Origin of the sequence: Chromobacterium subtsugae (assembly GCF_035919665.1) — a bacterium.
GTDB classification, from domain to species: Bacteria; Pseudomonadota; Gammaproteobacteria; order Burkholderiales; family Chromobacteriaceae; genus Chromobacterium; species Chromobacterium subtsugae.
The window spans coordinates 4,219,375-4,245,346 of record NZ_CP142381.1; the positions used below are offsets into that span (position 1 = coordinate 4,219,375).

Annotated in this window: 33 protein-coding genes; 8 read left to right on the forward strand and 25 right to left on the reverse strand. The window is 60.1% G+C overall.

What is annotated here, in order from left to right:
* Positions 1-26 precede the first annotated feature (26 nt).
* From U6115_RS20055 to dusA, 7 genes are all read right to left on the reverse strand, one after another.
* Entirely contained in the window at positions 27-866 is an 840-nt protein-coding gene (locus tag U6115_RS20055; protein ID WP_043580248.1) for a PhzF family phenazine biosynthesis protein, read from the reverse strand.
* Positions 866-1,336 carry a DUF4124 domain-containing protein gene (locus U6115_RS20060; RefSeq protein WP_160309807.1) on the reverse strand — a complete coding sequence of 157 codons (471 nt, stop codon included), beginning with the start codon at positions 1,334-1,336 and terminating at the stop codon, positions 866-868. Before U6115_RS20060 ends, U6115_RS20055 begins: the two co-directional genes overlap by 1 nt.
* Positions 1,337-1,486: 150 nt before the next feature.
* Positions 1,487-1,867 (reverse strand): RidA family protein, encoded by a 381-nt coding sequence (locus U6115_RS20065; protein WP_043580245.1) that lies wholly within the window; start codon positions 1,865-1,867, stop codon positions 1,487-1,489.
* The gene (gene hemW, locus U6115_RS20070; RefSeq protein WP_043580242.1) at positions 1,867-3,057 is read right to left on the reverse strand and encodes a radical SAM family heme chaperone HemW; all 1,191 of its coding nucleotides are present in this window, start codon (positions 3,055-3,057) and stop codon (positions 1,867-1,869) included. Before hemW ends, U6115_RS20065 begins: the two co-directional genes overlap by 1 nt.
* Positions 3,054-3,647 carry an RdgB/HAM1 family non-canonical purine NTP pyrophosphatase gene (gene rdgB, locus U6115_RS20075; protein WP_021476482.1) on the reverse strand — a complete coding sequence of 198 codons (594 nt, stop codon included), beginning with the start codon at positions 3,645-3,647 and terminating at the stop codon, positions 3,054-3,056. The genes hemW and rdgB overlap by 4 nt, the downstream gene beginning before the upstream one ends.
* A 67-nt stretch (positions 3,648-3,714) precedes the next feature.
* Positions 3,715-4,788, reverse strand: a complete 1,074-nt coding sequence (locus U6115_RS20080; protein WP_080770336.1) for an ABC transporter substrate-binding protein — start codon at positions 4,786-4,788, stop codon at positions 3,715-3,717.
* 103 nt (positions 4,789-4,891) lie between these two features.
* Positions 4,892-5,881, reverse strand: coding sequence for a tRNA dihydrouridine(20/20a) synthase DusA (gene dusA, locus U6115_RS20085; RefSeq protein ID WP_043580239.1), 990 nt, complete (start codon positions 5,879-5,881; stop codon positions 4,892-4,894).
* A 149-nt stretch (positions 5,882-6,030) separates the two neighbouring features.
* Between dusA and U6115_RS20090 the strand changes: the two genes are divergently transcribed.
* The 3 genes from U6115_RS20090 to U6115_RS20100 all read left to right on the forward strand — a co-directional run bounded on the left by U6115_RS20090 (position 6,031) and on the right by U6115_RS20100 (position 8,353).
* A complete protein-coding gene (locus U6115_RS20090) occupies positions 6,031-7,458 on the forward strand; it encodes a tyrosine-type recombinase/integrase (protein ID WP_043580237.1) in 1,428 nt (475 codons plus the stop codon).
* A gap of 120 nt (positions 7,459-7,578) precedes the next feature.
* Entirely contained in the window at positions 7,579-7,857 is a 279-nt protein-coding gene (locus tag U6115_RS20095) for a type II toxin-antitoxin system RelE/ParE family toxin (RefSeq protein ID WP_080770345.1), read from the forward strand.
* 181 nt (positions 7,858-8,038) lie between these two features.
* The gene (locus U6115_RS20100) at positions 8,039-8,353 is read left to right on the forward strand and encodes a HigA family addiction module antitoxin (RefSeq protein ID WP_197465988.1); all 315 of its coding nucleotides are present in this window, start codon (positions 8,039-8,041) and stop codon (positions 8,351-8,353) included.
* Between the two features lie 33 nt (positions 8,354-8,386).
* On the opposite strand, the gene U6115_RS20105 is transcribed toward U6115_RS20100, so the two are convergent.
* Positions 8,387-9,481, reverse strand: coding sequence for a competence protein CoiA family protein (locus tag U6115_RS20105; RefSeq protein ID WP_122983730.1), 1,095 nt, complete (start codon positions 9,479-9,481; stop codon positions 8,387-8,389).
* A 321-nt stretch (positions 9,482-9,802) separates the two neighbouring features.
* Between U6115_RS20105 and U6115_RS20110 the strand changes: the two genes are divergently transcribed.
* The 4 genes from U6115_RS20110 (at position 9,803) to U6115_RS20125 (ending at position 12,628) form a co-directional block, all read left to right on the forward strand.
* Positions 9,803-10,354, forward strand: coding sequence for a PAAR domain-containing protein (locus tag U6115_RS20110; RefSeq protein WP_080770335.1), 552 nt, complete (start codon positions 9,803-9,805; stop codon positions 10,352-10,354).
* 2 nt (positions 10,355-10,356) lie between these two features.
* Positions 10,357-10,938: a lytic transglycosylase domain-containing protein gene (locus U6115_RS20115; RefSeq protein WP_059184212.1), complete on the forward strand. Its 582-nt coding sequence runs from the start codon at positions 10,357-10,359 to the stop codon at positions 10,936-10,938.
* Positions 10,935-11,453: a hypothetical protein gene (locus tag U6115_RS20120; RefSeq protein ID WP_146008442.1), complete on the forward strand. Its 519-nt coding sequence runs from the start codon at positions 10,935-10,937 to the stop codon at positions 11,451-11,453. The genes U6115_RS20115 and U6115_RS20120 overlap by 4 nt, the downstream gene beginning before the upstream one ends.
* Before the next feature lie 110 nt (positions 11,454-11,563).
* Positions 11,564-12,628: a hypothetical protein gene (locus tag U6115_RS20125; protein ID WP_146008441.1), complete on the forward strand. Its 1,065-nt coding sequence runs from the start codon at positions 11,564-11,566 to the stop codon at positions 12,626-12,628.
* 144 nt (positions 12,629-12,772) lie between these two features.
* Here U6115_RS20125 and U6115_RS20130 read toward each other — a convergent pair whose 3' ends face one another.
* The 7 genes from U6115_RS20130 to U6115_RS20160 form a co-directional block, all read right to left on the reverse strand.
* Positions 12,773-13,171: a hypothetical protein gene (locus U6115_RS20130; protein WP_059184213.1), complete on the reverse strand. Its 399-nt coding sequence runs from the start codon at positions 13,169-13,171 to the stop codon at positions 12,773-12,775.
* The gene (locus tag U6115_RS20135; protein ID WP_080770379.1) at positions 13,171-13,695 is read right to left on the reverse strand and encodes an N-acetylmuramoyl-L-alanine amidase; all 525 of its coding nucleotides are present in this window, start codon (positions 13,693-13,695) and stop codon (positions 13,171-13,173) included. Before U6115_RS20135 ends, U6115_RS20130 begins: the two co-directional genes overlap by 1 nt.
* Positions 13,696-13,747: 52 nt before the next feature.
* Positions 13,748-14,026, reverse strand: coding sequence for a phage holin family protein (locus tag U6115_RS20140; protein WP_043581444.1), 279 nt, complete (start codon positions 14,024-14,026; stop codon positions 13,748-13,750).
* A gap of 63 nt (positions 14,027-14,089) precedes the next feature.
* Entirely contained in the window at positions 14,090-15,091 is a 1,002-nt protein-coding gene (locus U6115_RS20145) for a phage late control D family protein (protein ID WP_052258466.1), read from the reverse strand.
* 43 nt (positions 15,092-15,134) lie between these two features.
* On the reverse strand, positions 15,135-15,341 hold the full coding sequence (locus U6115_RS20150) for a tail protein X (RefSeq protein ID WP_043581423.1): 207 nt from the start codon (positions 15,339-15,341) through the stop codon (positions 15,135-15,137).
* Positions 15,316-16,200, reverse strand: coding sequence for a phage tail protein (locus U6115_RS20155; RefSeq protein ID WP_052258465.1), 885 nt, complete (start codon positions 16,198-16,200; stop codon positions 15,316-15,318). Before U6115_RS20155 ends, U6115_RS20150 begins: the two co-directional genes overlap by 26 nt.
* An 8-nt stretch (positions 16,201-16,208) precedes the next feature.
* A complete protein-coding gene (locus tag U6115_RS20160; protein ID WP_043581422.1) occupies positions 16,209-19,295 on the reverse strand; it encodes a phage tail tape measure protein in 3,087 nt (1,028 codons plus the stop codon).
* 39 nt (positions 19,296-19,334) lie between these two features.
* Here U6115_RS20160 and U6115_RS20165 point away from each other — a divergent pair, with 39 nt between their 5' ends.
* Entirely contained in the window at positions 19,335-19,517 is a 183-nt protein-coding gene (locus tag U6115_RS20165) for a hypothetical protein (RefSeq protein WP_043581421.1), read from the forward strand.
* Between the two features lie 99 nt (positions 19,518-19,616).
* Here the strand turns inward: U6115_RS20165 and U6115_RS20170 are convergent, their stop codons facing one another.
* The 10 genes from U6115_RS20170 to U6115_RS20215 form a co-directional block, all read right to left on the reverse strand.
* Complete coding sequence (locus U6115_RS20170; protein ID WP_181243171.1) at positions 19,617-19,880, reverse strand: phage tail assembly protein; 264 nt, start codon at positions 19,878-19,880, stop codon at positions 19,617-19,619.
* 72 nt (positions 19,881-19,952) lie between these two features.
* Positions 19,953-20,456, reverse strand: a complete 504-nt coding sequence (locus U6115_RS20175) for a phage major tail tube protein (RefSeq protein ID WP_043581419.1) — start codon at positions 20,454-20,456, stop codon at positions 19,953-19,955.
* A 14-nt stretch (positions 20,457-20,470) separates the two neighbouring features.
* Positions 20,471-21,652: a phage tail sheath C-terminal domain-containing protein gene (locus tag U6115_RS20180; RefSeq protein WP_043581417.1), complete on the reverse strand. Its 1,182-nt coding sequence runs from the start codon at positions 21,650-21,652 to the stop codon at positions 20,471-20,473.
* 55 nt (positions 21,653-21,707) lie between these two features.
* On the reverse strand, positions 21,708-22,325 hold the full coding sequence (locus U6115_RS20185; protein WP_052258464.1) for a tail fiber assembly protein: 618 nt from the start codon (positions 22,323-22,325) through the stop codon (positions 21,708-21,710).
* 10 nt (positions 22,326-22,335) lie between these two features.
* Positions 22,336-23,595, reverse strand: coding sequence for a phage tail protein (locus U6115_RS20190; RefSeq protein ID WP_052258463.1), 1,260 nt, complete (start codon positions 23,593-23,595; stop codon positions 22,336-22,338).
* Complete coding sequence (locus U6115_RS20195) at positions 23,596-24,156, reverse strand: phage tail protein I (protein WP_043581413.1); 561 nt, start codon at positions 24,154-24,156, stop codon at positions 23,596-23,598.
* Positions 24,153-25,019 (reverse strand): baseplate assembly protein, encoded by an 867-nt coding sequence (locus U6115_RS20200; protein ID WP_043581411.1) that lies wholly within the window; start codon positions 25,017-25,019, stop codon positions 24,153-24,155. Before U6115_RS20200 ends, U6115_RS20195 begins: the two co-directional genes overlap by 4 nt.
* Entirely contained in the window at positions 25,016-25,351 is a 336-nt protein-coding gene (locus tag U6115_RS20205) for a GPW/gp25 family protein (RefSeq protein WP_172670401.1), read from the reverse strand. The genes U6115_RS20200 and U6115_RS20205 overlap by 4 nt, the downstream gene beginning before the upstream one ends.
* Before the next feature lie 4 nt (positions 25,352-25,355).
* Entirely contained in the window at positions 25,356-25,553 is a 198-nt protein-coding gene (locus U6115_RS20210) for a hypothetical protein (RefSeq protein WP_146008440.1), read from the reverse strand.
* Positions 25,554-25,606: 53 nt separating this feature from the next.
* Positions 25,607-25,924 (reverse strand): hypothetical protein, encoded by a 318-nt coding sequence (locus tag U6115_RS20215; protein WP_146008439.1) that lies wholly within the window; start codon positions 25,922-25,924, stop codon positions 25,607-25,609.
* Between the last annotated feature and the right edge of the window lie 48 nt (positions 25,925-25,972).

Here is a 25,972-nt window from a genome sequence, read left to right on the forward strand (position 1 = left end):
GCCGCATCGTCAAGCCGCCGCGCGCTTCACAGCGTGAATTCGCCGCTGCCGACCGCCTGCGCCCGGCCGCCCACCTCGACCCGCCCTGCGGCGTCGACATCCAGGTACAGCACATTGGGCCGCCCTATCGCCTCGCCCTGCTCCAGCCGCCAGGACAGCGGCGCGAGGCCGTTCAGCGCGCACCAGCCGCCCAAGTTGGCGCAGGCGCTGCCGGTGCCCGGGTCTTCTATCACCGAGCCTTGCTGGTCGAAGAACAAGCGCACGGTGGCGACGCCGCCCTGCTGGTGCCACAGGTAGGCGATGCTGCGGCCCGGGTGCAAGGTGGCGTGGCGGCGGAACAGCTCCGGCTCCGGCCGCGCGCGCAGCACCGCCTCGCGGCTGGAGAGGCCGATCAGCAGCTGCTCGCTGCCGGCGTTCAGCCATTGCGGCTGCTGGGCGATATCCTCCGGCGCCAAACCCAGCATGGCGGCCGCCGTGTCGCTGCCGAAGCCGGCGGCCCGCGCGCTGGCGGGCAGCGCGCTCAGGCGGAACAGGCCGTCCTGATGCCGGATGGGGATCAGTCCGGAACGGGTGCGCAGCGCGAAGCTGTCGCCCAGCCCGCCGCGGGCGTGCAGCGCCGCGGCGCTGCCCAGCGTCGGGTGGCCGGCGAAGGGCAGCTCGTAGCTGGGCGTGAAGATGCGCAGGCTGGCGGCGGCTTCGGCGTCGCCGGGAAACAGAAACACGGTTTCCGACAGGTTGAACTGGCGCGCGATCAGCTGCATGTCCTGGTCGGACAGCCCGGCCGCTTCGGGAAACACCGCCAGCGGATTGCCGCCGAAGCGCTGCTCGGCGAACACATTGACCAACTCGAAACGGTAAGTCGCCATCAATCGTCCTTATATAAATGACATGCGCGATCCTGCATCTGATCTTCCACCTTGGCAAGGCGGAACTTCAAGCGCTCCAGTTCGCTAGCCGTCTGCCCCTGGCGCAGGCCTTGCCGCAACGACGCCTGCTTGCCCGCCAAGCGCTGGCAATGCTGGCGCTCCGCCAGCCATTTCTTGCGCCCGGCCAGCCTCTCGCGCTGCGCGGCCAGCTCTTCCGCCTGGCGCGCCTTGTCGCGCCGGCCTGACCAATCCCGCAGCGACTGGCGGTATTGCTGCCGCGCCGCGCGCTGGCTGTCGCCGCCGTCGATCACGCTGAGCGGCGCGCTGCCATCCATCGCCAAGCTGCGGCTGCCCGCCGGACATGGCTGCTGGCTGTAGCTGGTGCCGCCGTCCGCATCGCGGCACTTGAATACCTGCGCCTGGCAGCACACCGCCGTCCATCCCAGGCAAACCAGCAAGACTGCTTTCATCGCGCGCTCCCGGCTATTCGTTCCGGGCAACATGCCAAATCCCGGCGGCGTCGGACACTGGCTACTCGGTCAAGGCCGCCAGGCCATCCGGACAGCAAAAAGCCCCGGACCGTTGGCCCGGGGCTCGAGACTTGCGGATCAAGGAAACGCTTACAGCACCATCACCGCTTCGGCTTCCACCAGCACGCCCTTGGGCAGGCTGGCCACGCCGACGGCGGCGCGCGCCGGGTAAGGCTGGCTGAAGTATTGCGCCATGATTTCGTTGAAGGTGCCGAAGTTGGACAGGTCGGTCAGGTAGGCGTTGAGCTTGACGATCTGGTCCAGGCTGCCGCCGGCGGCTTCGCACACGGCTTTCATATTCTTGAATACCTGGTGGGTTTCCGCGGCGAAGCCGCCTTCCACCACGGTCATGCTGGCCGGGTCCAGCGGGATCTGGCCGGACAGGTAGACGGTATTGCCAGCCTTGACGGCTTGCGAGTAAGCGCCGATGGCGGCCGGGGCTTTGTCGGTGTGGATGATTTCTTTAGCCATTATTCATCTCCTTCTTTGAGGAACAGGGTGAGCAAATCGTTGAGGAAGCGCTGGCCTTTCAGCGTCGGGCGCAGGATCGCGCCGTCATCGTCCAGCAGGCCTTGCGCCTGGGCTTCGTCCAGCTGGCGGCGGATCGACGCCAGCGGCAGCCCGGTGCGCTCCTGGAACAGGCGGCTCTCGAAGCCGCCGGTCAGGCGCAGCAGGTTCATCATGAATTCGAACGGCAGGTCGGCGCGGGCAACCTTTTGACTGCTCTGCAACGGCGCGCCATCCGCCACCGCCTTCAGATAGGCGGCCGGCTGCTTGTGCCGCATCTGGCGGACGATGCCGGCGTGGCTGCTGATCTTGCCGTGGGCGCCGGCGCCGATGCCGACGTAGTCGCCGAACTGCCAGTAGTTGAGATTGTGGCGGCTGTGGCGGCCGGGCTTGGCGAAGGCCGAGGTTTCGTAGTGATCGAAACCGGCGGAGGCCAGGCGGGATTCTATCGCCTCCTGCATATCGGCCGACACCTCGTCGTCCGGCAAGTTCTTCGGCGTTTGCGCCGCGAACATCGTATTCGGTTCTATCGTCAGATGGTAGGCCGACAGATGGGTGATGCCGTAGGACAGCGCGGTGTTCAGGTCGGACAGCGCCTGGTCCAGGGTCTGGCCCGGCAGCGCGTACATCAGGTCCAGATTGACGTTGTCGAAGTGGCTCAGCGCGATCTCCACCGCGCGCTTGGCTTCGTCGCCGTCGTGGATGCGGCCCAGCGCCTGCAGGTGCTTGGGATCGAAGCTCTGGATGCCGATGGACAAGCGGTTGATGCCGGCCTCGCGGTAGCCGCGGAAGCGCTCGATCTCGAAAGTGCCGGGATTGGCCTCCATCGTGATTTCGGCGTCCGGATGCAGCTTCATCCGCGCGCGCACCCCGGCCAGGAAGGCATCCATCGCCTGCGGGCTGAACAGGCTGGGCGTGCCGCCGCCCATGAAGATGCTGGTCAGCGGCCGGCCCCATACCTCGGGCAGGCTGAATTCCAGATCGCGCAACAGCGCGTCGACATAGGCCATCTCATCGAAGCCGTTCTTCGGCTCGTGCGAATTGAAGTCGCAATACGGACACTTGCGGATGCACCACGGGAAGTGGACGTACAGCGCCAGGGGCGGCAGCTCGCGCAGGCCGCCCGTCAGCGCCGACAGATCGATCACGCTCATGCCAGCGCCTTCAGCTTGGCCATCAGTGCGGCCAGCGCCTGGCCGCGGTGGCTGACGCGGTTCTTTTCGGCGGCGTCCAGCTCGGCCACCGATACGCCGTGGCTGGGCAGGAAGAAGTAAGGGTCGTAGCCGAAGCCGCCTTCGCCGGCCGCCTCGTCACGCACTTCGCCCAGCCAGATGCCGTCGGCCACCAGCGGTTGCGGGTCATCGGCATGGCGCACCAACACCAGCACGCAGTAGTACCAGGCGCGGCGGTTGGCCTCGCCCTGCAGCTTTTCCACCAACAGCGCGTTGTTGCGCGCGTCGGACTTGGGCTCGCCGGCGAAGCGGGCCGAGTACACGCCCGGCGCGCCGCCCAGCGCCTCGACGCAGATGCCGGAATCGTCGGCCAGCGCCGGCAGGCCGGTCAGCCGGCTGGCGTGGCGCGCCTTCTCCAGCGCGTTCTCCAGGAAGGTGTGATGCGGCTCCGGGCACTCCGGCACATCGAAGTCGCGCTGCGGGCGCACGGTGACGCCCAGTTCGGCGAACAGCGCGCCGAACTCCTTCAGCTTGCCGGCGTTATTGCTGGCGAGAACCAATTGATCGAACATTTCTTCGCTCTTTCTATCTTGTGGGTGCGGCCGAACCAGCCCAATGGCGTCCGGCCAGGACGCCAGCTTAGCGGCTGACCTTCACTTCCGTCCACATCCGCGCCAAGGAACGACGTTCTTTCGGCGTCAGTTCGCGCAAGACCGTCCATCTCTTCGCCTGTTCGGCCGTCGGATTGATCACCGGGCTGGCCTTCAGATCGGCGCGGAAGTAGCCGCTGGCGGTGGCCACCGGGTTGGTCGCGCCATTGAGGTTGGTCAACTGCGCCGCGTTCTGGCCGTCCAGCATGAAATTGATGAACTGGTGCGCCAAATCCGGCCGCTTGGCGCTGGCGGTGATCGCCATGGTGTCCACGCCAATCTCGTTGCCTTCGCGCTGCGGCGCATTGCCGATATGGAAGGGCCGCTTGGTCTGGCGCGCGTCCTCGCTGGCCTGGAAGAATTCGGTGGAATAACCCAGCGCCACCCAGATATTGCCGACCGCCAGCTGCTTCAGATAGCTGGCGTTGGAGAAGGCGGCCCAGTACGGCTTGGCCTGCTTGATCACGTCGCGCGCGGCGCGCATGTCGGCGTCAGTCGCGGTATTCGGATCTTTGCCCAGGTAGAACAAGGCGGCGGCGAACACCTCGCGCGAGCTGTCCAGCACCGTCACCTTGCCCTTGATCTTCCGCAGCACCTTGGGATCGAAGATCACCGACCAGCTAGTTGGGTCCACGCCCAACTGCTTCAGCTTCTCCACGTTGTATCCCACCGACGTCAGCGACAGCACGGTGGGAATGGTGTAGCGATTGGCTGGATCGTAGCTTTGCGACAGATACGCCGGCGCCACGTTTTTCAGATTCGGAATCTGGCGGTGGTCCAAGGGTTGCAGCAGCTTCTGCTTGGTCATCGCCTGCACGACGAAACTGGAGGGAAACACCATGTCGTAGCCCTTGGCGCCGGCGGCCAGCTTGGCCAGCATTTCCTCGTTGTCGCCGTAGTAGTCCTGCACCACCTTGCAGCCGCAGCGCTTCTCGAACTGTCTGACGATGTTGTCGGACAGCGAGCCGCTCCAGTTGTAGATGTGCAGCACGTCGCTAGGCCCGGCGTAAGCTAGGCTGGTGGACATGCTCAGGGCCAGCATCAACTTTTGCAACTTTTTCACTTGGGACTCACCTCCAGACGGTCAGGCCGGGCATGACAACAATGACAAAAGGCGGCCGGGGCCGCCTGGCAAAGACAGCCGCCCGTCGGCGGCCGTCGGCTAATCAGGCGCGACGGCCCGCCAGCGTCGCCTCGTAAGCCTGACGCAGCAGGCCGGCGTCGGCGCCGTCCAAAAGCTTGGAATCGGACAGCATGCGGCGCCAGTTGCGCGCGCCGGGCAGGCCCTGGAACAGGCCCAGGATGTGGCGGGCGATATGGCGGACATTGCTGCCGTCGCCCAGACGCGCCGCCACATAGGGCATCATCGCCTCCACCACCGCCGCGCGCTCGGGGCCGGCGGCCGCGTCGCCGTAGAACTGCGCGTCCCACTCGGCCATCAACCACGGGTTGTGATACGCCTCGCGGCCCACCATCACGCCGTCGACGTGCTGCAGGTGCTCGGCGATCTCGGCATTGGTCTTCACCCCGCCGTTGATCAGGATTTCCAGGTCCGGCCGCTCCCGCTTCAGCCGGTAGACGTAGTCGTACTTCAGCGGCGGGATCTCGCGGTTTTCCTTCGGGCTCAGGCCCTTCAGGATGGCGTTGCGCGCATGGACGATGAAAGTGCGGCAGCCGGCCTCGGCCACGGTGTCGACGAATTCGCGCAGGTAATCGTAATGCTCGATCTGGTCGATGCCGATGCGGTGCTTGACGGTGACGTCGATGTCCACGGCATCTCGCATCGCCTTCACGCAATCGGACACCAGCTTGGGCTCAGCCATCAGGCAGGCGCCGAAAGCGCCCTTCTGCACTCTTTCCGACGGGCAGCCGACGTTAAGGTTCACTTCGTCGTAGCCCCATTGCTCCGCCAGCTTGGCGCAGGCAGCCAACTCGGCAGGCTCGGAGCCGCCCAGCTGCAGCGCGACTGGATGCTCGGCCTCGTCGAAGCGCAGATGGCGCGCGACATCGCCGTTCAGCAAGGCGCCGGTAGTCACCATCTCGGTATACAGCCAGGTGTGGCGGGTGATCTGGCGGGCGAAATAACGGTAGTGGCGGTCGGTCCAGTCCAGCATCGGGGCGACGGACAGACGGCGCGGCGGCAATTTCATCGACATTCCTTGACTGGCAAGGCTTTCCGCCTGACTACTATGCAAAACATTTCCCACCATCACACCCCATTTAACCTTGTTTTTCTGGCCTCAGTGCAAAAAATAGTGCAGAATTTTCGCGTTTCTGCACCGCCAAAAATGGATTTCTGCACCACATGGCCACCATCACAAAGTACCGCAAGAAAAACGGGGAATTATCCTACTCTGCCACCGTCCGGGTCAAGCAAGGCGGCAAGGTTGTTTTCTCCGCATCTCGTTCATTTCCAAAGGAAAGTTTGGCCAAGGACTGGGCAAAACGGACTGAAATCGCCGCCGCCGCACCCGGCTTCATTGAGCAGCAAGCAGCGGCTGGCATCACGCTGGGCGAGATACTGGCCAGGTATAGAGACGAGATGGAACGAAGCGAGCGATTGGGCCGCTCAAAAGGCTACACCCTGCAATCCCTGCTCCGGACATCCCTTGCAGATAGCCCTCCAGCAGAAATCGAAACTGAAGACTATCTGGACTATGGCCGATCCAGACAAGCCGAAGGCGTCAGCCCGGCCACGATATTTCAAGACTTCAGCGCTATCCAGACTGCTCTAACCCATGCCAAAACCAGTTGGCGCATGCCGATAGACACCACCAGACTAGAAGCCGCCCTCGCCCAGCTGCGCAGCGCTGGCATAGTCGGCAAGAGCCGCCAACGCGACCGCCGCCCTACAGAAGACGAGCTGCTGAAAATGCTGGAATGGTTGGCCAGCCGCCAGGCCCATCAGAACGGCCACATCCCGCACTGCGACATTGTGCGCTTTGCCATTGCAACATGCATGCGCCTGTCTGAAATCGGCCGCATATGCTGGGCAGACGTGGACGAGCAAAAACGCCTGGTGCTGGTGCGTGAGCGCAAAGACCCATCCAACAAGTACACCAACGACCAATGGTTGCCGCTGCTGGGCGTTGCGTGGGACATCCTGCAAGCACAGCCACGCATTGACGAGCGGGTTTTCCCCTACAACATGCAGTCCGTCAGCGCGGCATGGGAGCGCGGATGCAAAGCGCTAGGGATCAATAACCTACGATTCCACGACCTTCGGCACCATGGCGTGTCCATACTGTTTGAACAGGGTCTAGCCATTCAAGAAGTTGCGATGGTTTCGGGACACAAGACATGGACCAATCTAAAGCGCTACACCAACCTTCGGCCGGAGTCGTTACACGACAAACTACCCAGGGCCAGCGCAGAACCCTCACGGCTGCCGCTAATCACGAGTCACTCTAGCGGCGCGCTCTACATGGGCGGATGGCAAAACGCTCATGATATGGCTGCCGCATTTCATTTAGACAATGACGACCTCGCCGGAGTGGATGTAATTTTCGCGGCCGACTGCGGCGAGGATGGCTCATGCGTGGTCTTCGTCGACAATGGGAGCCTGTTCGCCTCCATCTGCCCAGGCGCTGCTCGCGATTGGCTCCCCGAGCCTACCAATGCAAATAAACTGCGTCACCGAGCAATGACAGGGAGAATCGGCAAACGACCAGATGGGACAAACACATATGCCCGCCAGCTGGTGGAAATCATTGCTCAGATGGTCGCAAGCTGAACGAACAGGCCGTTACAGCCGGTCGCTCTCTTCAACAACATGCGGAACTTAGCCACCTCCGCAAGCCCCGCCACTTGATAACGCTTGACGTTAATAACGCAGCACGTTACTATCCTTCTCATGATCACATCGTTTCTCTGTCGAGACACTGAGGCTCTACTCAACGGCATCAGAGTCCCTCGATTTCAAAACATCGAGAGCGTCGCGGTCAGAAAGTTGCAGCAGCTTCACGCAGCAACCAATCTACAAGCCCTTAGAATCCCTCCAGGCAACAGGCTGGAACCTCTACAGGGTGATCGCCTTGGCCAATACAGCATACGTATAAATGATCAGTGGCGCGTTTGCTTTAAATTCCAGGGGGGCAATGCCCAAGACGTTGAAATTGTTGATTACCACTGACCAAGCCGGGACGAAAGTCCCGGCTATTTGCCTAGGCATAATTCGGACGTCCCGCCAAGCACAAGTGGTAATCTCGCGCGAATAAATACATTCGTGCAATTTTATATTCAAAAATATTATTCAATAATAAAGCTTGCACTATTACGTCTTTTAAATAAAGCACCTAATGAATCGAAATTTAATGGAAGGTAAAGTTATGGCACGCGAAGTCGCTCTCGTACATCCCGGCCAAATCTTGTTACTCGACTGGCTGGAACCAATGGGAATTAGCCAATACGCCTTAGCACAAGCGACAGAAGTTCCACCTCGTCGAATTAATGAAATCGTACATGGAAAGCGCGCCATATCGATTGACACCGCGCTTCGCCTTGGAACATTCTTTGGCGTAGATCCTCAGTTCTGGGTAAACCTTCAAAGCCATTATGATTTAGAAATGGAAAAAGAAGCGCTATCCGCCATTCTGGAAAGAATCGAAACACATAGAATGGTAGCTTGAACTGAGAAAAGCCCCGCTTATGCGGGGCTTTCTTCATTGCAACACAAAACCTAATGCAGCAAAGAGCGCCAGCTCATCAACTGGAGGAGCCTTTATCCGGTCAGGAAAGAATCCCTGCTCCCTCAGTGCTTTCGCCAACACTAAGAACCGAGGAAGCTCCGTGGGTATTGTCCATTGCTGTCGGCGTTGATTATAAAGCTTGTCAGGAGCAACCGCGAGCGCCTCCTTGACTATGCGCATTACTTCGTCACTCTGCTCAGGCCACAGGCTGATGCTCACGTGACTTGGGCATAAGCGCAGGTAGACTTTTGAGTTACTGCGGCAATTGCCGAGGAAGAAACGCACCTCATGCGTTGGGGCGTAATTGTCACGGTAGAATGCCTCGCGCTCCCTGCGCCGCCGCTCTGCCACCGCCTTCTCACCCGTTGCCCTCTCCAAAGCAGCATCAACCAGAGCTTCGAGCTTGGGATGGTAGAGCCAGCGGGTATAGCTAGTCGAATCGAATATGCGCTCGCGTAGCTTGTCCCAATCAAGCATATCGCCATCCTGCGGCAACGTAATCTCAATCGCCGGCAGGCCCAGCGCACGGATTTTCGTTAGCTTGGCAGCGTCCACCTTGTGTGAGACAGCAATTTCTATCAGCAAGCGGCGACCGCCGCAGTAGCCAATCAGATCCGGCCGAATGTCTCCCAGTGCAGTTTCCAACTCTACCCGGTCGAATCGTACCGACGCCGCCTCGGCATTGGCAAAGCCAACATAGGCTTCGCGCCACATAGCGATATATTCGCTACTCGGCAGACCATGGAGATACCAGTACCCTGCTATGGTCGAGTCCGGAGCGCGCGTGCCTTTTGGATAGCGGGCGATCCAGCACGGCGGCAACTGCAATGTCGAGGCGTCTGCGATGAGTTGCTTGGCGGCCAAATGTAACGCGGTCTCATAGCCGGTAGCACAGGGAGTAACTCCGTAGTGTGCGAAATGCCAAGCACTCTCAGCCCCCTGCTTGGCGACAAGTCGGGCACCACAACTAGGGCAATTACAGTTACAAGCCAGGCCATTCGGCACTTCGTGAATGCTGGCAACGCGACCAAACTGGTTCCTGGCAAACGAAAGGCGTACGTTATTCATAGAACTATGCCTGTCAAGAAGATGCAGTCTAGTGGTGACGAATAGTAATGACCACGATTATGCTGTGTACAGTGAGGTTACGATACTTCATTGATCGACCCCAAGGCCGTGCGGGAAACAGGTGTACTGCCGATTTTTGCATGAATCCTTACGGCCCCTCGTTACCATGACCGTATAACTAACAAGTCGACCAAACCCGCAGCACCCCACGCACGCGGGCTCAGGCATACAAAACCTACGCAACCTGAACAAAAGAACAGGCAATACTCTGTCTGACTTGAATGAAAATAGTCACCTCGCTTGCCTCTCACCATCTAGATCATGAGCAAACCAATCATCCGCCTAGGCGACAAAACCGACCATGGTGGAACGGTACTTGAAGCGTTCTCCTCCCCTATCGTCTTTGGCAAACCTGCCGCCGGAGTTGGTCATAAAGTCAGCTGCCCCAAGTGCAAAGGCACCTTCGTCATCGTCGAAGGCGCAGCAAACACAACTTTCATGGGCAAGAATGTCGCCATAGAAGGCATGACAACCTCTTGCGGCGCCAAGCTCATTGCATCACAAGGGCAAGCAACAATAGACGTCGCGGGCGGCTCTGCCGGGGCCAGCGCAACAGCCATAGCAGCCCCTGCCCTGGCCGCGGCCAGCACTATTGCCCAGCTTTTTGACCAGCACTTTGTCGTCCATGACAAAGACGGGAAGCCCCTTGCAAACTGGCCGTATACGATAGAGCTGCCCGGCGGAAAAACAATCAACGGCAAAACGGACAAAGATGGTAAAACTGCGAAGGTTTCATCCGACACCGCAGACACCGCCACCCTACATGTATATGAGCCAGCCCCGGTTCCGATTAATCCATTCTGGGATCAATAGCGATGGCTACCGTTCAGAAAAAGAAGATTCACACCCATAACGGAAAGCTAACACCGAAGTCGAAAACATCGCCCGAAAAAGTCCAGGTAGATGACTCCGCTCGGTTAAAAGAAATCAGAAAACTAGTCGAAGAAAACAACCAGTCATCCATGCCAACAGACTTAATCATCTGCCACATTTACATGGAGTCACGCTTCGACGCCAATCCTCATACCAGCGGCAGCTCTGCCAAAGGGCTTATGCAGCTACTCAAAGCCCCGATACGAGAAATGTATCGAATTGAGAATCTAAAAAAACCGCGAAGCGAAAAACTAACAGACGATAAAGTATTCAAAAAAGCCGACAGCTTCCATGACAGCCCCTCACTACTAAACGAAGCCATCAACATCCAAACAGGGACAAAATACTTACAGTTACTCATCGACAATGAGAAAAAGAAAGGTGCAGCGGACCCCGTAGCGGAAGCTTACAAGGACTACAGGGGCGTTAGAAACGGCATTTATTATAAGAAAATAAAATCAATGGCAGATCAACTAAAAAACAATCCTGACTCAATGCAAATTCTCAGGGACGGCGTCAAATGAAGTCAACAATCTTACTGGCTATGCTCTTGATTCCGGGCGTTGCCAATGCCGAAATAATTTCAACCTGCCAGACCAACGCCAACGAAAAAATCACCATCAGTCGCAATCAAAAAATCGCAGACACCTATATCTACCACCTGCAAATTAACAAAAAAAAACCAGTACCCATATTCGGCACAGAAGAAAGTTCAAGAGGAAGTAATGTCAAGGTTGCATGCACTGGAATAAAGTGGAAAACGACTGTGCTTTCAGGAGAATTCTCATCCAACTTCATGCAAGGGTTTACACTGAACAATTTAGGCAGGATAGATTTTTCAGAAAAAATACGCCCTTCCACAATATACAGTAATGCAAGCTCAACGATGGTGATTTTCAAGACAAACAGAAAATGGGATTCAAATACCATATACACCATATACAAGCTAGAAAAAGGAAAGATGCATACAGATGAAAGCTATGGCACCAACGAGATACCAAAAAATAATGACTACGAAGTAAGCAGCTTGAAAGAATAACTTAACCAGCACAAAGAAAGATACTCATCATCCATAGCTGGATTAAGTGCGCAGCACAACCCAAACGCATAAAAACAATTCCACAAAACTTAAAATCCGCAGGAGAAATGATGGACACGACCAAGAAATCAATAGATAAAAAAGAAAAATCAACTGAAGCAGAAACTAAAAGATGGGCATATATCAATCCAACCGGAAAAGATTGGGTTTCTGCCGAGACGATTAAAAGAAGACGCGACAATGAAAATGATGGCAACCCACTTGGCGACATTTACTATAGTTCCGGATGGCCCAGAAAAAGAATGTCTCACAAAATATCTGCCAATGGAGTCCCATTTTTCTCTTACATAAATGCAGCCGATAGGGAGGGAGGTGGCGGGGGGGAGTCCTTAGCTCACCGTCTTTTTAAGGATGCGCTATTACAAATAAATGAAACCACATTGAAGATAAAGAACCTAGGGGATTTTCGTGTATCTTTCCACGGGGGAGATACTGAAGTAGTCGTTGGAAACAACGAATACAAGATAGATGCATTCCGCAACTTCCAATCAGAAACCTTCTTGGAAAAAAAATGGTCCGGGAGAATTTATATCGAAGTACACAATACACACCTAGTTGAAAAAGAAAAACGAGACAGGCTTATAAAAGAAAGACTCCCCACCATAGAAATATCTATAAATGATATCTATAGATTTAACATTCCTGAAGAGCAAGCAACCGACAAAGACATCGCTGAATACTTCCAAAGAGTAAAAAGAATTGCAGAAAGCCAAAATGGGTTTCTTTCTGCCACAATAATAAGCAACCCAAGCTCAATCGAATACCTAGAAGAACTGAATGAAAAGCTACAAACAACGATCAAAGACAGGGACAGTGCACTACATAAGCTAACCGAAGAAATATCAGATAAAAATAGAAAGATAGCACTACAAATCTCCAAAGAGAAAGAACTAAAAGAACAGCTAGAAGACCAAATTAATGCATCAAAAAAAATAGAAAAAGAAAATGCCTCATCGACAAAGATGCTCACCCAAAGAAACGATAGCTACGAGGGTGATATTCTTACATTAAAAAAACAAAATGAGGATTTGAAAAAGCAAAAAGAGATGCTAACAATAGCAATTTGCATAACCAGCATCCTACTAATGATTGCATTCTATTTCATAAAAAAATAGCCATCCACCAATAACCTATAGAGTGGCAGGGCGAATTACGCCCGCCACTCTATCATTTATTTTCTTACAGAACATTGTCCATATTGAAAAATCAGCATGATATAAGCGCGCATAATTTGATCCCAATCATCAGTCACCACTCTATCAATTTGCTTGCATTCCCTCACCATATTTACCGGCAATGGCGGCATTAACGGCCTCGATGGCGGCGTTGAGTTCGCGCAGCCGCTCAGGACCAGGGCGGCAATCAGCGGGCAAAGGCTGGTTTTCAACAACACGGTTATACCTCTCTATGATTTTTGGCTGCGCCTGGCGCAGCGCATCCAGCTTGTTTTCGATCAGCACCGACAGCGCCTGCAAGCGCTCGACCTCCGCCCGGTAGCCGGCCAGATCGGTGCGCGCCTCCGTCGCGCCTCGCTGGGCATCCGCCAGCGCCCACTCCCGGCGCGTAACGTCCACTCCGTGGCCATACGCCCACCAAGCCGACCCACCCCACAACGCGGCCAGCAACAGACAGCCCAGGGCATAAATACGCCCCGGCATCACGGCCGCCCCGCGGCGATAGCATCGGCCACCGCCTGCGCCAGCTGCCCCTTGCTCAACTGATACGCGGCCAGCTCGGCCGGATTGGTGATGAAGAACAATTCCACGATGACGCCGCCGGCATTGACGAAGGCCAGCCGGCCGCGCGCGCTGGCGCTTTGATCGATCCAGCCGCCCGCGCCACGCAGCGGACTGCCCAGCACAGCCGCGACGGCGGCGCTGATGCGCTGGCTGAGGCCTCGCAGCGCCGGCAGCGCAATCGACTCCACGCCGCGCGCCAGCGGATTGATGGCGGCATTGCAATGGAACTCAACGGCGATATCCCGGCCAGGAATGAAGCGCAGCGCCTCGACCAGCGGCTTGTTTTCCTGCCCCTGGCCATCCGTCACCACCTCATGCCCAGCGGCCCGCAATCGCTCGGCAACCAGGTTGCGAAACTCCAGCGCAATGTCTGCCTCACGGAAGCCATTCGCCACCGCGCCCGGATCACCACCACCATGCCCAGCCGAAACCAAAATCTTCATATCCTCACCCCATAAAAAAAGCCCGCGGCTGCAGGCTTGTTATTCATCCGACTCATCGGCCGATCTTGTCGGCCTTCTGCTTCAACCAGGCCTCCAGGTACTGCGCGCCCAGGATGCCCAGACCAGCCCCGACGCCGACCAGCGCCGGCAGCGGCAACTCGGGGAACTGCGTCAGCGCGACGCCGGCCACCGCGGATGTGGCGCCGCCTAAGATCGCGCGCCCGACTGCCAAGCGCGTGGTAATGCGCTCCTGACTCACTAGCAACTTGCCCAGCCCGATTGCGGCGCCCACCACCAGCAGCGCCGCCAGCCCCTTCTCGTGTTCCTGCATGCCTTCTTCCAAATAAAAAAGGACCGCTCGGTCCTCGTTGTCATTTCCTTGTTTGCTCGCGGCTTACTCCGGCTTGAGCACCCGCGTAGGTTTGGCTTGTTTGCCTTTCTTCCCCTTCTTGCCTTTCGCTTTCTTGTTCAGCACCAGCTCAAGCGACGTCTGCCAGCCGCTGGCGCTGAAGTCGTGCGTGACGCTATCCACCGACCACAGATGATCGACGCCCGCCTTGATGCCTTGCGTTCTCAGCAGCCGCTCAGCCACAACATCCGCGCGCCCGGGCAGGTTGAGCGATAGCGTGCGCTCCGCCCGCTTCGCCGCCGCGCCGGCCGCTTTTGCCTTGGCGGCGGCCCCGCCCTTACTCGCAACCGGATGCCGCACCACGCGCGGCGGCGCATCCGGGTTATCCGGATTAGGGATATAGGTAGCCAGCGTCTTGCCGGTATTCTTATCGTGATGACGCGCTACCGCGCCGCCGGCCGCCTGACGATCACCGTTCTTGTAATCCCAGCTCGACACATCCCGCCGATGAATCACCAGGGTAGGCAGACGCTTGCCGCTGGCGCTGGCCGCTTGGCCGCCGCGCGGCAGCACCAGAATTTGCCCCCCCTTGACCGTGGCCGTGGCGTCGTACTGCGCCGCGATACGGGTTAAAAAATGCAGATCTGATTCATTCATCTGGTCCGCCCGGGCGACGGTGGCCTTGACCTTGCAAACCGCCTTCAGCTTGTTGCGCCCGGCGATGTCCTTGACGATTTGCGCCAGCGTCACCCCCTCCCAGGCATGACGGCGCGCCTGCTTGATCTTGCCTGCCATATTGGCCGGCCGCCCACGCACAACAATGCGCTGCGGCGGCCCGCTGGATTGCACCTCATCGACGCGATAAACACCTATGCGGGTCAAACCGGTTTCCCGGTATCCCAGCCAGGCCTGCAGCATGGCGCCCAGCGGCGGCAGCGCAACGGCGCCATCGCGGTCGTCAATCGTGATTTCCAGCTCATCGGAATCGACACCCGCCTTATCCGTTACCCGGATGCCGATTAAGCGGTCCCGCAGCAACTGGGTCATATCAGCCCCATTCGCCAGTATCTTGAAATCCGGCCTCATTTCTTCACTCCCACAATGTCACCGTTTCGTTATCCGGCGCTTCCAGATCCGGCATCAAAATGGCAATGCCGGTTGTGTATGGCTGGCGCCGCTCTGCCAACCCCGGATTCTCCGCCAGCACCGCCTCGACCACGCCGGCCAAATGGCCGTAATTGGCGTGGCATAGCTGGTCCAAAATGTCGCCATCAGACGTGACGATAATCCTCGCCATAGCGCGTAAACTCCAAAGTGAATCCCTGTTTGCGTGGCGCGCCATCCGCAAACAAATGGCTCTGCTCTTCCTGCACCCGCGTTAAATACCAGCGCCCCAGGTGCTCGCCGTAACCGGTCGTCAAAATCACCGGTTCCATCGCATCGCCAATGGCGCGCAACTTGTCGATATGGCCGGCGCCATGCTTGGCCAGGTAGATCGCGCCCTTGAGCGTGATAGCGTCTTTACCCTTGGCAACAGCCTGCTCCGCCGGCCGCCGCGTCAAGCGCTCTTGATCCGCGATATTGAAGCTGGTATCGCGCACCAGGCTGTCGTAACTAGCGCGACGAATGGCAAAGCGGAAGGTGACGCCCCGCGGCCCTGAGACCTCCAGTAGGAACCCGCCGCCGCCGACATGCGGCGCCAGTTTCAGCGCCTTACCCGCCAACAACGCCCCCGACGACACCACCGGCACCGCCCCCTTGCCAGCCAACGCCTTGACTTGCTGCGTGACCTGCTTCGTGGCTTGCGGCGCCTGACTCAACCAGCTGTTAACGGTATGCCCTACCGCCTGCACCAAACGGCTATGGCTTTGCGTCAACTCCCGGCCGGCCTCCCGCAGCAGCTCATGACTGGAACCCGTCATGTCTTTCGACGCCATGGACAGCACCCCGGCCAAGCGCTGCACCGTCCGCACTTGGCCACCGATCAACGGCGCGCCCGCGCTAAGCAACGCCGCGGCCTTCCCCACCATCTCGCCGGCCGATGCGGCCTCTTTGACCGCGCCCGCCACATCGATGGCCGCCCCGGGCAGACGAGCCACGCCGGCAGCACGCGCAGCCCCCTCCGCCCCCAACCTCAGCCAATCCACTGCTTCCATATTTCTCCTTAGCCCACCGGGTCATATAGCTGGCCACCGCCCGCCGGCCGGCTCTGCATAGCCCACTGATCGAATAGCCGTTTCAGATGCGGCTGCAACTCTTGGGCGAGTTGCGCCGGGTTTTTGACATCGCCCAAGACCTTGACGTTAATCTGCGGCGAAAACGTGAAATGCTGCACGGGCGGCGCGGCGGGACTGCCTGGCTTTCCGACACCCGCCAATGCCGGCGCCACCGCGGCGGCGTCAGCCGCCGGACGGCCCGGCAAGGGGCTTTGGCTGGCGCCTGGCGATATGGTCCGCCCCACCGCGCCACCCGCCGACTTGCCCAGCGCGACGCCGGCCAACGAGCCCACCGCGCCCCCGATCAAGCCGCCAACCACCGTCCCCACGCCAGGCATCACCATCGTGCCAACCAGCGCGCCCAGCTTTGCCCCCGCCAAACCGCCAGCCAAACCACCCGCGGCGCCGCCGTAGCCTGCGCCTTTCTCCTCGCCGGTTTTGGCATGCCGGTACGTGTCGTAAGCCATCACGCCAGCCGTCCCAACGGCCAACGCCGCACCGCCCAGGCGGCCCGCCACTCCCACCGCCCCTCGGGCGGCTCCAGCCCACCCCGCACCACGGACACCCCGCGCCAAATCACCCAGGCGCCCACCTCCAGCCCTGACTGCCTGGCCGATGCGCGCCAAGCGTCCGCCCTTCGCCGCCGCGCGGCCTTTACCCGAAGACTTGCCCGGGCCATCAACATCCAGGCCCGGCAAACCACCTCCCGGCCAGTTGGTAACGAACACACGCTGCACACCGACCTCGCCGGCCAGCAACGAGGCTAATTTGCCACCCGCACCAGACTTACCGCCGGCCGACGCCGCCGCCTTGGCAACAGCGCCGCCTGGCAAGCGGCCAGCCAGCAGCCCCAGCGCCTTGCCGCCGATCCACTGCCCAGCCCCTGACACCACTTTCGCGCCGGCATAAGCCATAGTCGCCGCCCCGGCCGCCAAGCCCAACATGGCGGCTTCAGGGTGCGCGCTGGAGAAGCTGGCGCCGATCTGCAAAACCGCGCTCGCCAGCTCCGCCGCTCGATCCGTCACCGGCCGGATTGCATCGCCCACGCTTATCATCGCGGCATTGAAGTCAGCCGAAGCCGCAGCCCATTTCGCGTTAGACGTGGCATCGCGGTCTTGCTTGTCCTGCTTCAGCTTGGCCGCCCCGTCCTTCTTATGCATGGTGTCCAGATCTTCCTTGATCTGGCCGCCATACTTGATTTGCGCCAGGGCGCCCATCCGCGCTTGCTGGTCGCCCAGCAGCTCGGACAGCCCCGCCATCTTCAGATAGGCCTCCAGCGCCTGGCTTTCCTCCGCAGAGCCTTTCTTGCTGCTCTTGATCTTCTGCTTGAGGCCTTGCAGGTTCTTGCCCTTGGCCGGGTCTTTATCCGCCTGCAAGCGCTCCGTCAGCGAGATAAACGCCTCAATCGGGTTGTAGCCGGCCTTGATGTATTCCTGCATCGAGGCCTGAAGATCCACGCCGGCATCTTTAAAGGCCTTCGTAGTATCGGGCGCCACGATTTTGGCCAGCAGGTTCTTGAAGTTGTTGGCGCCTTCATCCGCATTGCCAGTCAGCTTCTGCTGCGCCTGCAAGCTGGCGGCGATGTACTCAACCGCCTTCGGCCCATTGAAGCCCATCGCCCCCGACGCGGCCAACAGCCCGGGCATATGCTTGGCCATGTCTTTGGCCTCGAACGCTCCCATGTCGCCGGCAATGGCGACGCTTCCCATCGCCTTTATCATCTGCTCGGGCGAGACGCCATTCTGGCCAAACGAGAAAATCAGCTTGGCCGCGTCGCCCGGGTCCATCTGCTGGCCCTTTATCAGCTGCGCCAGCAACTGACCGTGGCCAGTCGCCTCTTTCGCGTCCATGCCCTGCGTCACCAGGCCATTGATTGCCTGCGCCAGCGCGGTGCGGTCCATCTTCTCATCGGCGGCCGTGCGCCGAATCGTCGCGCTCAGCTCGGCCTCGTCGCCCTTGCCCGCAATGCCGGCCTTGATGGCGATATCACGGATCTCCGCCTGAAAATCGCCGCTGATCTTGGTCGGAATGGCCGTCGTGCCGATGACGCTGGTTCCAACCGTCGCGCCCATCTGCAAACCTTCTTTCATCCGCGCGGCGCCGGCATCCTTCCACTGCATACCCTTCTCGGTTTGCTGAAGCTTGCGCATCGCGCGGTCCAGATCGCCAACGTGAATGCCCATCGCCTTGAGCTGGGCGATATTGGCATCCAGCGCCGTCCGCAGCGGACTGCCTGCAAGCTGCTGCTGGGCCTGCGCTGCCTTACGCACCGCGCCGCCCAGGCCGTCAGCCTGCTTAGCCGCCTGCCCCAGCTTCCCCGCCGTCACCTCAGCGGCGCCGGCCGCACCTTGCAGGCTGGCGCGCGCCTGCTGCACCGCCTCGCGCTTATCCTGAAATGCGCGCTTGGCGCGGCCAGCTTCAGCCGCCGCCTTCTTCAACTCGCTGGCCAGCCCGGCCTCGGCCGACATCGAGGCCTTCAGCGTAGCAATCTCGCCGCGCTGCTCCGCGGCCTTGGCCCTCGCCGCCCGGGCGGCTTCGCCAGCCGCAGCCGCCTCCGCCTTCAACTGCAAGACCTGCTGGCGAGGTAAACCACCCGCCTTCCCATCCTGCCAATGCGCCCGCTTCCTGGCAGCCTCATCCTCGGCAGCCTTGACGCTAGATTGCTGCCGGCGCAACGCCTGCTCCATATCCGGCAGCGCGCCGCCCGCCTTGGCCGCCTCAGCCTTGGCCTTGGACAGCTGCCGCGTCAGATCGCCAACCCGATCTGTCGCGCGCTTCCAATCGCCTTCCAGCTGGCGCACCTCGCCCCGCATCTGACGAACGCCCTCCAGGCCGGCGCGCCGCGTCACCTTGTCAGCCGCCGCCAGCTCGCGCTGTAGCCGCTGCGTCTCGCCAATCAACGCTTTGATAGACTTGGTATCGCCCAGCCCCTTTTGCAGCCCGTCGATAGACTGCTTGGCCTTGCCGACCGCATGCCCCAGGGTTGCAGAAACCGCCCCACCGATTACAATACCAATCGCAACATCACGGGACATAATTCACCTCAAATGCATCTTTCCACAGAAGATAAATTCATGGCCTTCGGCTTGGCGGTCGTTTTCAGCTTTGCCGCCATTGGCGCCGGCCATTCGGCTTACACGCACGGCCTCAGCCTGGCCAACCTGTTCTATGGCGCCATCGCCGGCATCTTGGTGTTTTGCGTGCCGATTCTGGTGTTTGCCATCCTGATGGCCATCTGCAGCAAGCGCGTCCGCTAATCCGCCAGCCAGTTCGCCAACTCTGACACTGGCAAAGCGCGGATCACGTCCGGGCTCCAGCCGTAGCGCCTCGCCAAGCCGCGCGCCGCCCGCCACCATTCAGCGTGGCTCGCCTCCGGCAGATTCATCGCGGCTAACCAGCCGAAACCAGGCCTTTTGCAGCTCCGCGTAATCGAACATCGTCAGCTGATGCAGATCGCTCGGCGCACAACCCAGCACGCTGGCGAACATGTGCAATTCGTATTCGCCATCATCGGCGCCGGCCACCTTGCGGGCAGACAGCTGATCGCCCACAGTGGGCTCTCGCATAGTCATGGTGTCGGTTTTGACGCCATTCAGCGTGATGGCGCTGGTCAGTTTCACGGTTTGGTTCATGGTCTTCTTTCAATGAAAAACGGCCCCAATCGGGGCCGCCGGTTTGATGTTGAGTAGTGATTAGATGCCCAGCGCCGCGCGCTCGGCCGCCAACTCATCCTTGCCATCGATGATGCGAATGCAGTTGACCGGATCGATTTCAAACACGACTTGGCCGTCTGCTTCCAGCTTGTAATAGTCCAGGCCGATGGCGTACTTGGTTTCATCCTTCTTGCCGGCCTCCCAGCTGCCCATATCCAGCTCGGTCAGCATGCCGCGGAAGTGAACCGTCGCAGCCAGCACCTTGCCCTTGCGGTCGGTAAAGCTGCCGCGGAAACTGCCATTGAAGGCGCTGCCATCGGCGATGCCGAACCAGGACAGCGACTTCACATCGAAGCCGACCAGGGAGAAATCCCCTTCCAGCTTTTCCAGGCCTACCGCCATATCGATTTCAGCATCCATACCACCGCCGCGGTGCGCCTCGGTCTTGCGCTTCAGCTTCGGCAAAGTCAGCTTGGCCACCCGGCCGGCGTAGCTGTCGCCGGCCAAGAACAGATTCATATTCGTCAGAATTTGCGGAATCATTCAGTCATCCTCGCTTAGGCCGCCAACACTTCGGTCAGCCATTGATTGGTTACTTCCACCTCGAAAATCGGGTTCTCGGCCGGCGGCACGTCGGTAAAGCGGATCACCCAGCGCACCTTGCCTTCTTCCAGCTGGCTGACCGTATTCTTGGTCGGGTGCGGATACACCTCGAAGTCAATCACGCAGCCTTCCGCCTTCAGATCGCGCATGAACGCATTGAGGCCTTCCGTCACGTCCTGCACATAGGTCTTGGTAATGCCCCGATCCACCGCCCATTGATGGCCGGCCAGGATCGCGTCCATCACCATGTCCGTGGTTCGGACGCGGGTGACAAAGGACCACTTCGGGTCGGCGCTAAGCGTGCGGTTGCCCCACAGCCGGAAACCGCCTTCACGGATGATGGTGCTGATGCTCTCGCGGTTCAGCAGATTGGCGCGGCAGGTTTCGTCGCCGTACAGGTACTCGATAGCGCGGCCGGTTCCCAGCACATTGGCGAACTCGGTGTTCGACGGCGAGCACCAGAAACCGCCGTTGCCGCTGCCCCGCTGGCCATCCTTGGCGGCGAACAGGCCAGCGACGGCGGCCGACGCCGGCAGCAGGGTTTCGGAACTGGTGATGCTGTCCCATACCTTGATGCCGCCCGCGTCCACCATGTACAGCCGCTTGCTGCCGAACAGCTGGGCATACTTGATCGCCTCGTCGTCGGTCGTGTTCGGGCCATCGATGATGGCGACGGCCCGCAGCCGGTTCGCCAGCACATCGAGCGCCGCCGCGACAGGCTGCTTGGACGAATGGCCCGGCGCCACCAGCAGACGCGGATGCAAACCCAGCTCGCTCTTGGCGCTCAGCAGCGCTTGCAAGCCGGTCCGGCCGCCGCCGGCCAACTCGCCGCCAATCACCGCGCTCATCTGCTCAGCATCGGTCTTGGCCTTAGTCACCCCGACCGCCACCACCGCGGCGGCGGTCTTGTCGAAGATGGTTTTGAGTTGGCGGAAAATCGGGCTGTTTTCGCCAAAGGCTTCAGCCGCCTCTCGCTTGTTGGTCAGCTTGACCGGCGTATTCGGCTGCGCCAGGCCGGCACCGGGCTCAAACAGATCCACCAGACCAATGATGGACGACGACGGCAGCGCAATGGTGCGCGGCCCGGTTTCCACCAGCGTTACCGTGACACCATGGTAAAGATCAGACTTGGGCATTACTTACTCCAGTTCAAGGAAATAGAAACGACAAACCCCGCATTTGCGGGGCTTGTTATTGAGCTGATGGCTCCGGCGGCCAGGCTATCGTCGCAGGGTAGTCAGGCTGCAGCGGCACTCGGGACAACTCCACCCGATAGCGTCGCCAGGCTGCCAGTAGCATGGACTCGGCCGGCGTCGCCATGTCCAGATCGGTGGCGTCTTGCAGCGGCACGATGGCGGCGTCCGCCTGGCCGCGCCGGGCGGCGATTTCCGTTTCCACCGCGGCGCGCTGTGCGGCCGCCTCGGCGGCGTGGTCAACGCGCCAGCTTGCGCCATCCCACACGCCAAACGGCGGCGGCGCCAACTCAGTCGCGCCCAGCGCCTCCGGCGTGTCGCCCAGCTGCGCGGCAATCGGCTGCGCCGTGGCGGTATCCCACAGCGGTACCGCGCGCCAGTCCGGCAGCAGCTGCCAGCTGCCGCCCAGGATGCAATGGGCGGGGATGCGGCCATCGTCGGTACGCCACACCGCCGCCTGACGTGAGGCGGCCGGCGGCGGCGCATCCGCAGCAGCCCAGGCAGGGACAAGATAGACCTCCTCCTCCAGCTCCAGCGGCGAGCGTTGCGCAGTCGTTTGCCCGACATATTCGCCAGTATCGGCGCTATAGCAATACACGATTTTTTTATCAGCCATGGGGTTCTCCTCAGATTTTGATGCAGGCCAGGAGCGCGATATTGCGGGGGCGGGACTCACTGCCGCCGGAGCCATACGTGGCATAACGAAGCTGCCGGCCCGTGCCGAATTCGGTCAAAAATTCATTGGATGTGTGCCTGGCGCCGGCATCCAAGCCGGTGCCGCCGTTGTCGGTGCGCACGGTATCCCCACCCGTTGTCGAGCCGGGTGTCGGGATGGCGTGATCGTGCCAGAGGTTTTGAGACGCCTGGCCGGACCCGAACACACGGGAGGCATCGACGTTGCGCCCAGCATCCCAACCGCGGACGAACTCCCCTCGCAGGTCAGGGACGCCAAACGTAGTCCGGCCATCGCCGGCTCCGAACCTATCACCAATGGCCGCAAACAACGCGGCATAGGCAGTCCGCGCGACATCCTGAGCGCCGGCGCAGATGAGCCAGCCAGGCGGCGGCGTATCGCGGGCGAAATAGGCGATCTGACCAGGCGGCGTCGCGGCGGCAATGCCATCCTGAATGGCGGCCGCATCTGCCAGGCGCCGCCAGGGGTTCCATCGCCCCTGATAGCGGCAGCGGTGCCAGAAGCCGCCATCCGCAAACGCCTGATAGACCTGATAAACGAATTCGCCGGCCTGGCGCACCGTTAAATTGCCAGCCTGCGGGCAGGGCCAGTTTTTGCCATTGGCGGCGTTGACGTTGGCCGGGTTGGGATAGCTGCCACTGGCGATGATGGTGTCCAGATCCACCGGCGCCGCAATATCTGGCTGCAGTTGCAGTGCATCCGTAATGCCATATCCGGCCAGGGTGGCACCTCTGTCAGCCTTGTTTGCAACCTGGGCCGCCAGTTCGTTTACCGCCGATGCCGCCGCAAATTTCTCGCGTAGCCATGGCACGTCCGCCGCCTCCAGCGGCCGGCCGGCGATGACACGGCCCTTGGCATCGACCGTCACCACGCCATAGCTGCCGGCGCCCACACCGGTATTGGCCAGCGTCATTGCGGCACTGGCATTGCCGCTGCCGTCGAACGTCACGGACCATGCGCCATCGCCCGTCATGGCCAGATTGCGCGGCGCGGCCAGGTGCTCGGCGCTCTTCGCAGTCAGCGCGCCGGATACCAGGTCGTCAACTTTTTTCTTGAGAAACCCTGTCCTTTCCACCAACTGCTCAGCCTGACGGTTCGAGATACCACCAGCGCCAGCCTTGACGCGATCGGTCAATTCCAGCTGATAGACACCGGGAAATCCCGGGTTAGCAGGCTCTATTAGGTCAGCCATCTATGCTACTCCGAAGGTGTAAGCGCCGTCATAGGACGCCATATCGTTGTAAATCAGATCCGCCGCAGAGAAGTCCAGGCCGAACAGCACGCAGCGCGCGGGCGCGATATCCGCCAAAAGCGCGCGGGCCACGCCGGCTTGCTCAACACTCAGCAGCTTGTCGATGCGAACGCGGTATTCCGCCCAGCCATCCGGATCGCCGTAGCTGGCGAAACCGTCATATGCGCCAGTGCCGTCATAGCGGTAGCCGCCCGTCCCCTCGTCAATCGCCACCTCGCCCAAGCCCAAATCCCGGAACACCTGGCGCACGGCGGCAATAGTCCCTTTCCGGCGATGCACATCGAACGACGAGGCAATCAGCGCCCGCTGCTCCGCTTCCGTCCGTGCCGCGTCGAATTGCTCGACACTGCGCGCCCAGGCCAACCACGGCAGCACCACAGCAGGACAGCGCGCGCTGTCAGCCAAACCACGCAATGCCGACGCATCCAGATTCAGCGCCAACGCATCGGCCAACGCTGCCTCCAACGCCGTCCTATTCGGTGGCAACAGATGACGGCTCATGGCGGCGTCACCTCGACCGACGCACAGTCGGGATACTGGCCAACCTGACACATCACATCCTCAGCCGGGCTCACGATGTTGACGCGGTCCACGCCCGCGACATGCAGGGCGGCGCTAATGGCCGACCGCGGCATGCTGCCTCCGATTTTTCGGCGCTTGGCCTGCACCTCGGCCAGGCGCTTGCGCGCGCCGGCAAGCCCGCCACTCACGGCCTCGCCGCCCGGCTGATAAACAATGCTGGCGACAATGGCGTATGGCCGCGGCTGCGCGGCGGCTACCTCGACCGTATCGCACAGCGGCCGGACATTCTCGGCATTGAGCGCCGCCTCCACCGCCCCCAGCAACGCAGGGCCGGCAACACCATCTCTTGCCAGCAACCAGACACGCACCCGGCCAGGCTCTGGCGTCTCAATCTCGACATCCTCCACTTCAGCCGACGCGCTCAGCGCGTGATAGCGATACGCGCCGCGAGGGCCGGCAACCGCCAAGCCTTCGGGCGCCATCTGTGTCCGATAGCGCAAGCGCTCGTCGTCTTCCCACACATCATCGGTCGGCGGTTCCGCGTCCGGGTCGCCGCGCTGCACCAGCAGCCGCGACACGCCGAAGTCAGCCGCCCGATGGTCCAAGTCGTCACCGCGCGCATAGGCCAGCATGCTCGCCGTGGCTGCGTCGTTGATCCGCGCCCGGCCCATCAACTCGTCATAGGCGGACAGCTCCAACAACTTGACCACCATGTCGGACTCCAAGACCGCCGTATATTGTGGATACAGCGCCTGAAACCTCGACAACTTGGCCGCGTAGATCGCCTCATAATCCAACGCCTCAACCACCTGCGGCGGCGGCAACTGCGGCAAATCAATCATGTGGTCACCTCAACCGTCACTTCGCCAATGTCCTGATAATCGCCCTCGATGCGCACCGTGAACCGCCCATCCAGAATCGAAACCAGCACCACGCGCCGCAGCTTCAACCGCGGCTCCCACCTCGCCAATGCCCGGGCCGCCTCAGCCTGCACCGCGGCCACCCAGCCGGCGCCGCCAGGCTGGTCAACCATGCGCGGCAACTGGCTGCCGTAGTCTGGCCGCTGGCGCCGCGTGCCAAGCGGCGTAGAAAGAATGTCCGCTATCGACTGCTGCAAATGCGCGATGCCGGAAAGCGGCTGGCCGGTTTCACGATTCATTCCCAGCAGCGACATAGCCTTACCCCACCGGAACGGCTACAGATTCAAAATCCGCATGATCCGTTAGGAATTGCAACGCCTCATCCGTCATGGCTACAGCCTGACCACCCGACACACTCAGCACTTCACCACTTGGCATTACCAACGTTCGCGATTTAAAAACCAAGTCTTTAAAAACCACCGGCAGAGATACAACTTGACCTTTGACTTTACTCACGACACCCCCAATAAAAAAGCCCCGCACCTGCGGGGCCTTTTAGAATAAATCTATCAATCACTACCAACTCTAACAAATACAGAATTTGGTTTAGCCTGAAAATCTTGTCCAAATTGGCAATTGTGCTCATGACACATTGGCGCAATAAACGTCCGAAATCCACCACTTTTCTTGGCGACATGATCTAATGTAACGTGCGCGCCATCTGTTGCGACTTTCTTACAGCCCAAAACAAAGCAAGTAATAACACCAGAGACCCCGGAATGATTACTCCAATGCTCTATCCAGGAACCACACGGACAGTCATCCTCTCCAGTACCCTTTTCATTAGTCATGGTTACTGAATCACTACACTGCAAAGTCCCAGACATACGCAGCCCTCCTAACTTCATGCAAATGCATGCCGTTACAGTATGGAC

What these genes read in the sequence shown, in the direction of transcription:
- U6115_RS20215 (WP_146008439.1), bottom strand. Translation starts at nt 25,924, where the DNA reads ATGTCTGGGACTTTGCAGTGTAGTGATTCAGTAACCATGACTAATGAA.
- U6115_RS20110 (WP_080770335.1), top strand. Translation starts at nt 9,803, where the DNA reads ATGAGCAAACCAATCATCCGCCTAGGCGACAAAACCGACCATGGTGGA.
- U6115_RS20100 (WP_197465988.1), top strand. Translation starts at nt 8,039, where the DNA reads ATGGAAGGTAAAGTTATGGCACGCGAAGTCGCTCTCGTACATCCCGGC.
- hemW (WP_043580242.1), bottom strand. Translation starts at nt 3,057, where the DNA reads ATGAGCGTGATCGATCTGTCGGCGCTGACGGGCGGCCTGCGCGAGCTG.
- U6115_RS20115 (WP_059184212.1), top strand. Translation starts at nt 10,357, where the DNA reads ATGGCTACCGTTCAGAAAAAGAAGATTCACACCCATAACGGAAAGCTA.
- U6115_RS20095 (WP_080770345.1), top strand. Translation starts at nt 7,579, where the DNA reads ATGATCACATCGTTTCTCTGTCGAGACACTGAGGCTCTACTCAACGGC.
- U6115_RS20155 (WP_052258465.1), bottom strand. Translation starts at nt 16,200, where the DNA reads ATGGAAGCAGTGGATTGGCTGAGGTTGGGGGCGGAGGGGGCTGCGCGT.
- U6115_RS20190 (WP_052258463.1), bottom strand. Translation starts at nt 23,595, where the DNA reads ATGGCTGACCTAATAGAGCCTGCTAACCCGGGATTTCCCGGTGTCTAT.
- dusA (WP_043580239.1), bottom strand. Translation starts at nt 5,881, where the DNA reads ATGTCGATGAAATTGCCGCCGCGCCGTCTGTCCGTCGCCCCGATGCTG.
- U6115_RS20135 (WP_080770379.1), bottom strand. Translation starts at nt 13,695, where the DNA reads ATGAAGATTTTGGTTTCGGCTGGGCATGGTGGTGGTGATCCGGGCGCG.
- U6115_RS20145 (WP_052258466.1), bottom strand. Translation starts at nt 15,091, where the DNA reads ATGACCCAGTTGCTGCGGGACCGCTTAATCGGCATCCGGGTAACGGAT.
- U6115_RS20165 (WP_043581421.1), top strand. Translation starts at nt 19,335, where the DNA reads ATGGCCTTCGGCTTGGCGGTCGTTTTCAGCTTTGCCGCCATTGGCGCC.
- U6115_RS20140 (WP_043581444.1), bottom strand. Translation starts at nt 14,026, where the DNA reads ATGCAGGAACACGAGAAGGGGCTGGCGGCGCTGCTGGTGGTGGGCGCC.
- U6115_RS20105 (WP_122983730.1), bottom strand. Translation starts at nt 9,481, where the DNA reads ATGAATAACGTACGCCTTTCGTTTGCCAGGAACCAGTTTGGTCGCGTT.
- U6115_RS20065 (WP_043580245.1), bottom strand. Translation starts at nt 1,867, where the DNA reads ATGGCTAAAGAAATCATCCACACCGACAAAGCCCCGGCCGCCATCGGC.
- U6115_RS20120 (WP_146008442.1), top strand. Translation starts at nt 10,935, where the DNA reads ATGAAGTCAACAATCTTACTGGCTATGCTCTTGATTCCGGGCGTTGCC.
- U6115_RS20195 (WP_043581413.1), bottom strand. Translation starts at nt 24,156, where the DNA reads ATGAGCCGTCATCTGTTGCCACCGAATAGGACGGCGTTGGAGGCAGCG.
- U6115_RS20205 (WP_172670401.1), bottom strand. Translation starts at nt 25,351, where the DNA reads ATGTCGCTGCTGGGAATGAATCGTGAAACCGGCCAGCCGCTTTCCGGC.
- U6115_RS20175 (WP_043581419.1), bottom strand. Translation starts at nt 20,456, where the DNA reads ATGATTCCGCAAATTCTGACGAATATGAATCTGTTCTTGGCCGGCGAC.
- U6115_RS20200 (WP_043581411.1), bottom strand. Translation starts at nt 25,019, where the DNA reads ATGATTGATTTGCCGCAGTTGCCGCCGCCGCAGGTGGTTGAGGCGTTG.
- U6115_RS20150 (WP_043581423.1), bottom strand. Translation starts at nt 15,341, where the DNA reads ATGGCGAGGATTATCGTCACGTCTGATGGCGACATTTTGGACCAGCTA.
- U6115_RS20060 (WP_160309807.1), bottom strand. Translation starts at nt 1,336, where the DNA reads ATGAAAGCAGTCTTGCTGGTTTGCCTGGGATGGACGGCGGTGTGCTGC.
- U6115_RS20055 (WP_043580248.1), bottom strand. Translation starts at nt 866, where the DNA reads ATGGCGACTTACCGTTTCGAGTTGGTCAATGTGTTCGCCGAGCAGCGC.
- U6115_RS20090 (WP_043580237.1), top strand. Translation starts at nt 6,031, where the DNA reads ATGGCCACCATCACAAAGTACCGCAAGAAAAACGGGGAATTATCCTAC.
- rdgB (WP_021476482.1), bottom strand. Translation starts at nt 3,647, where the DNA reads ATGTTCGATCAATTGGTTCTCGCCAGCAATAACGCCGGCAAGCTGAAG.
- U6115_RS20185 (WP_052258464.1), bottom strand. Translation starts at nt 22,325, where the DNA reads ATGGCTGATAAAAAAATCGTGTATTGCTATAGCGCCGATACTGGCGAA.
- U6115_RS20130 (WP_059184213.1), bottom strand. Translation starts at nt 13,171, where the DNA reads ATGCCGGGGCGTATTTATGCCCTGGGCTGTCTGTTGCTGGCCGCGTTG.
- U6115_RS20180 (WP_043581417.1), bottom strand. Translation starts at nt 21,652, where the DNA reads ATGCCCAAGTCTGATCTTTACCATGGTGTCACGGTAACGCTGGTGGAA.
- U6115_RS20125 (WP_146008441.1), top strand. Translation starts at nt 11,564, where the DNA reads ATGGACACGACCAAGAAATCAATAGATAAAAAAGAAAAATCAACTGAA.
- U6115_RS20160 (WP_043581422.1), bottom strand. Translation starts at nt 19,295, where the DNA reads ATGTCCCGTGATGTTGCGATTGGTATTGTAATCGGTGGGGCGGTTTCT.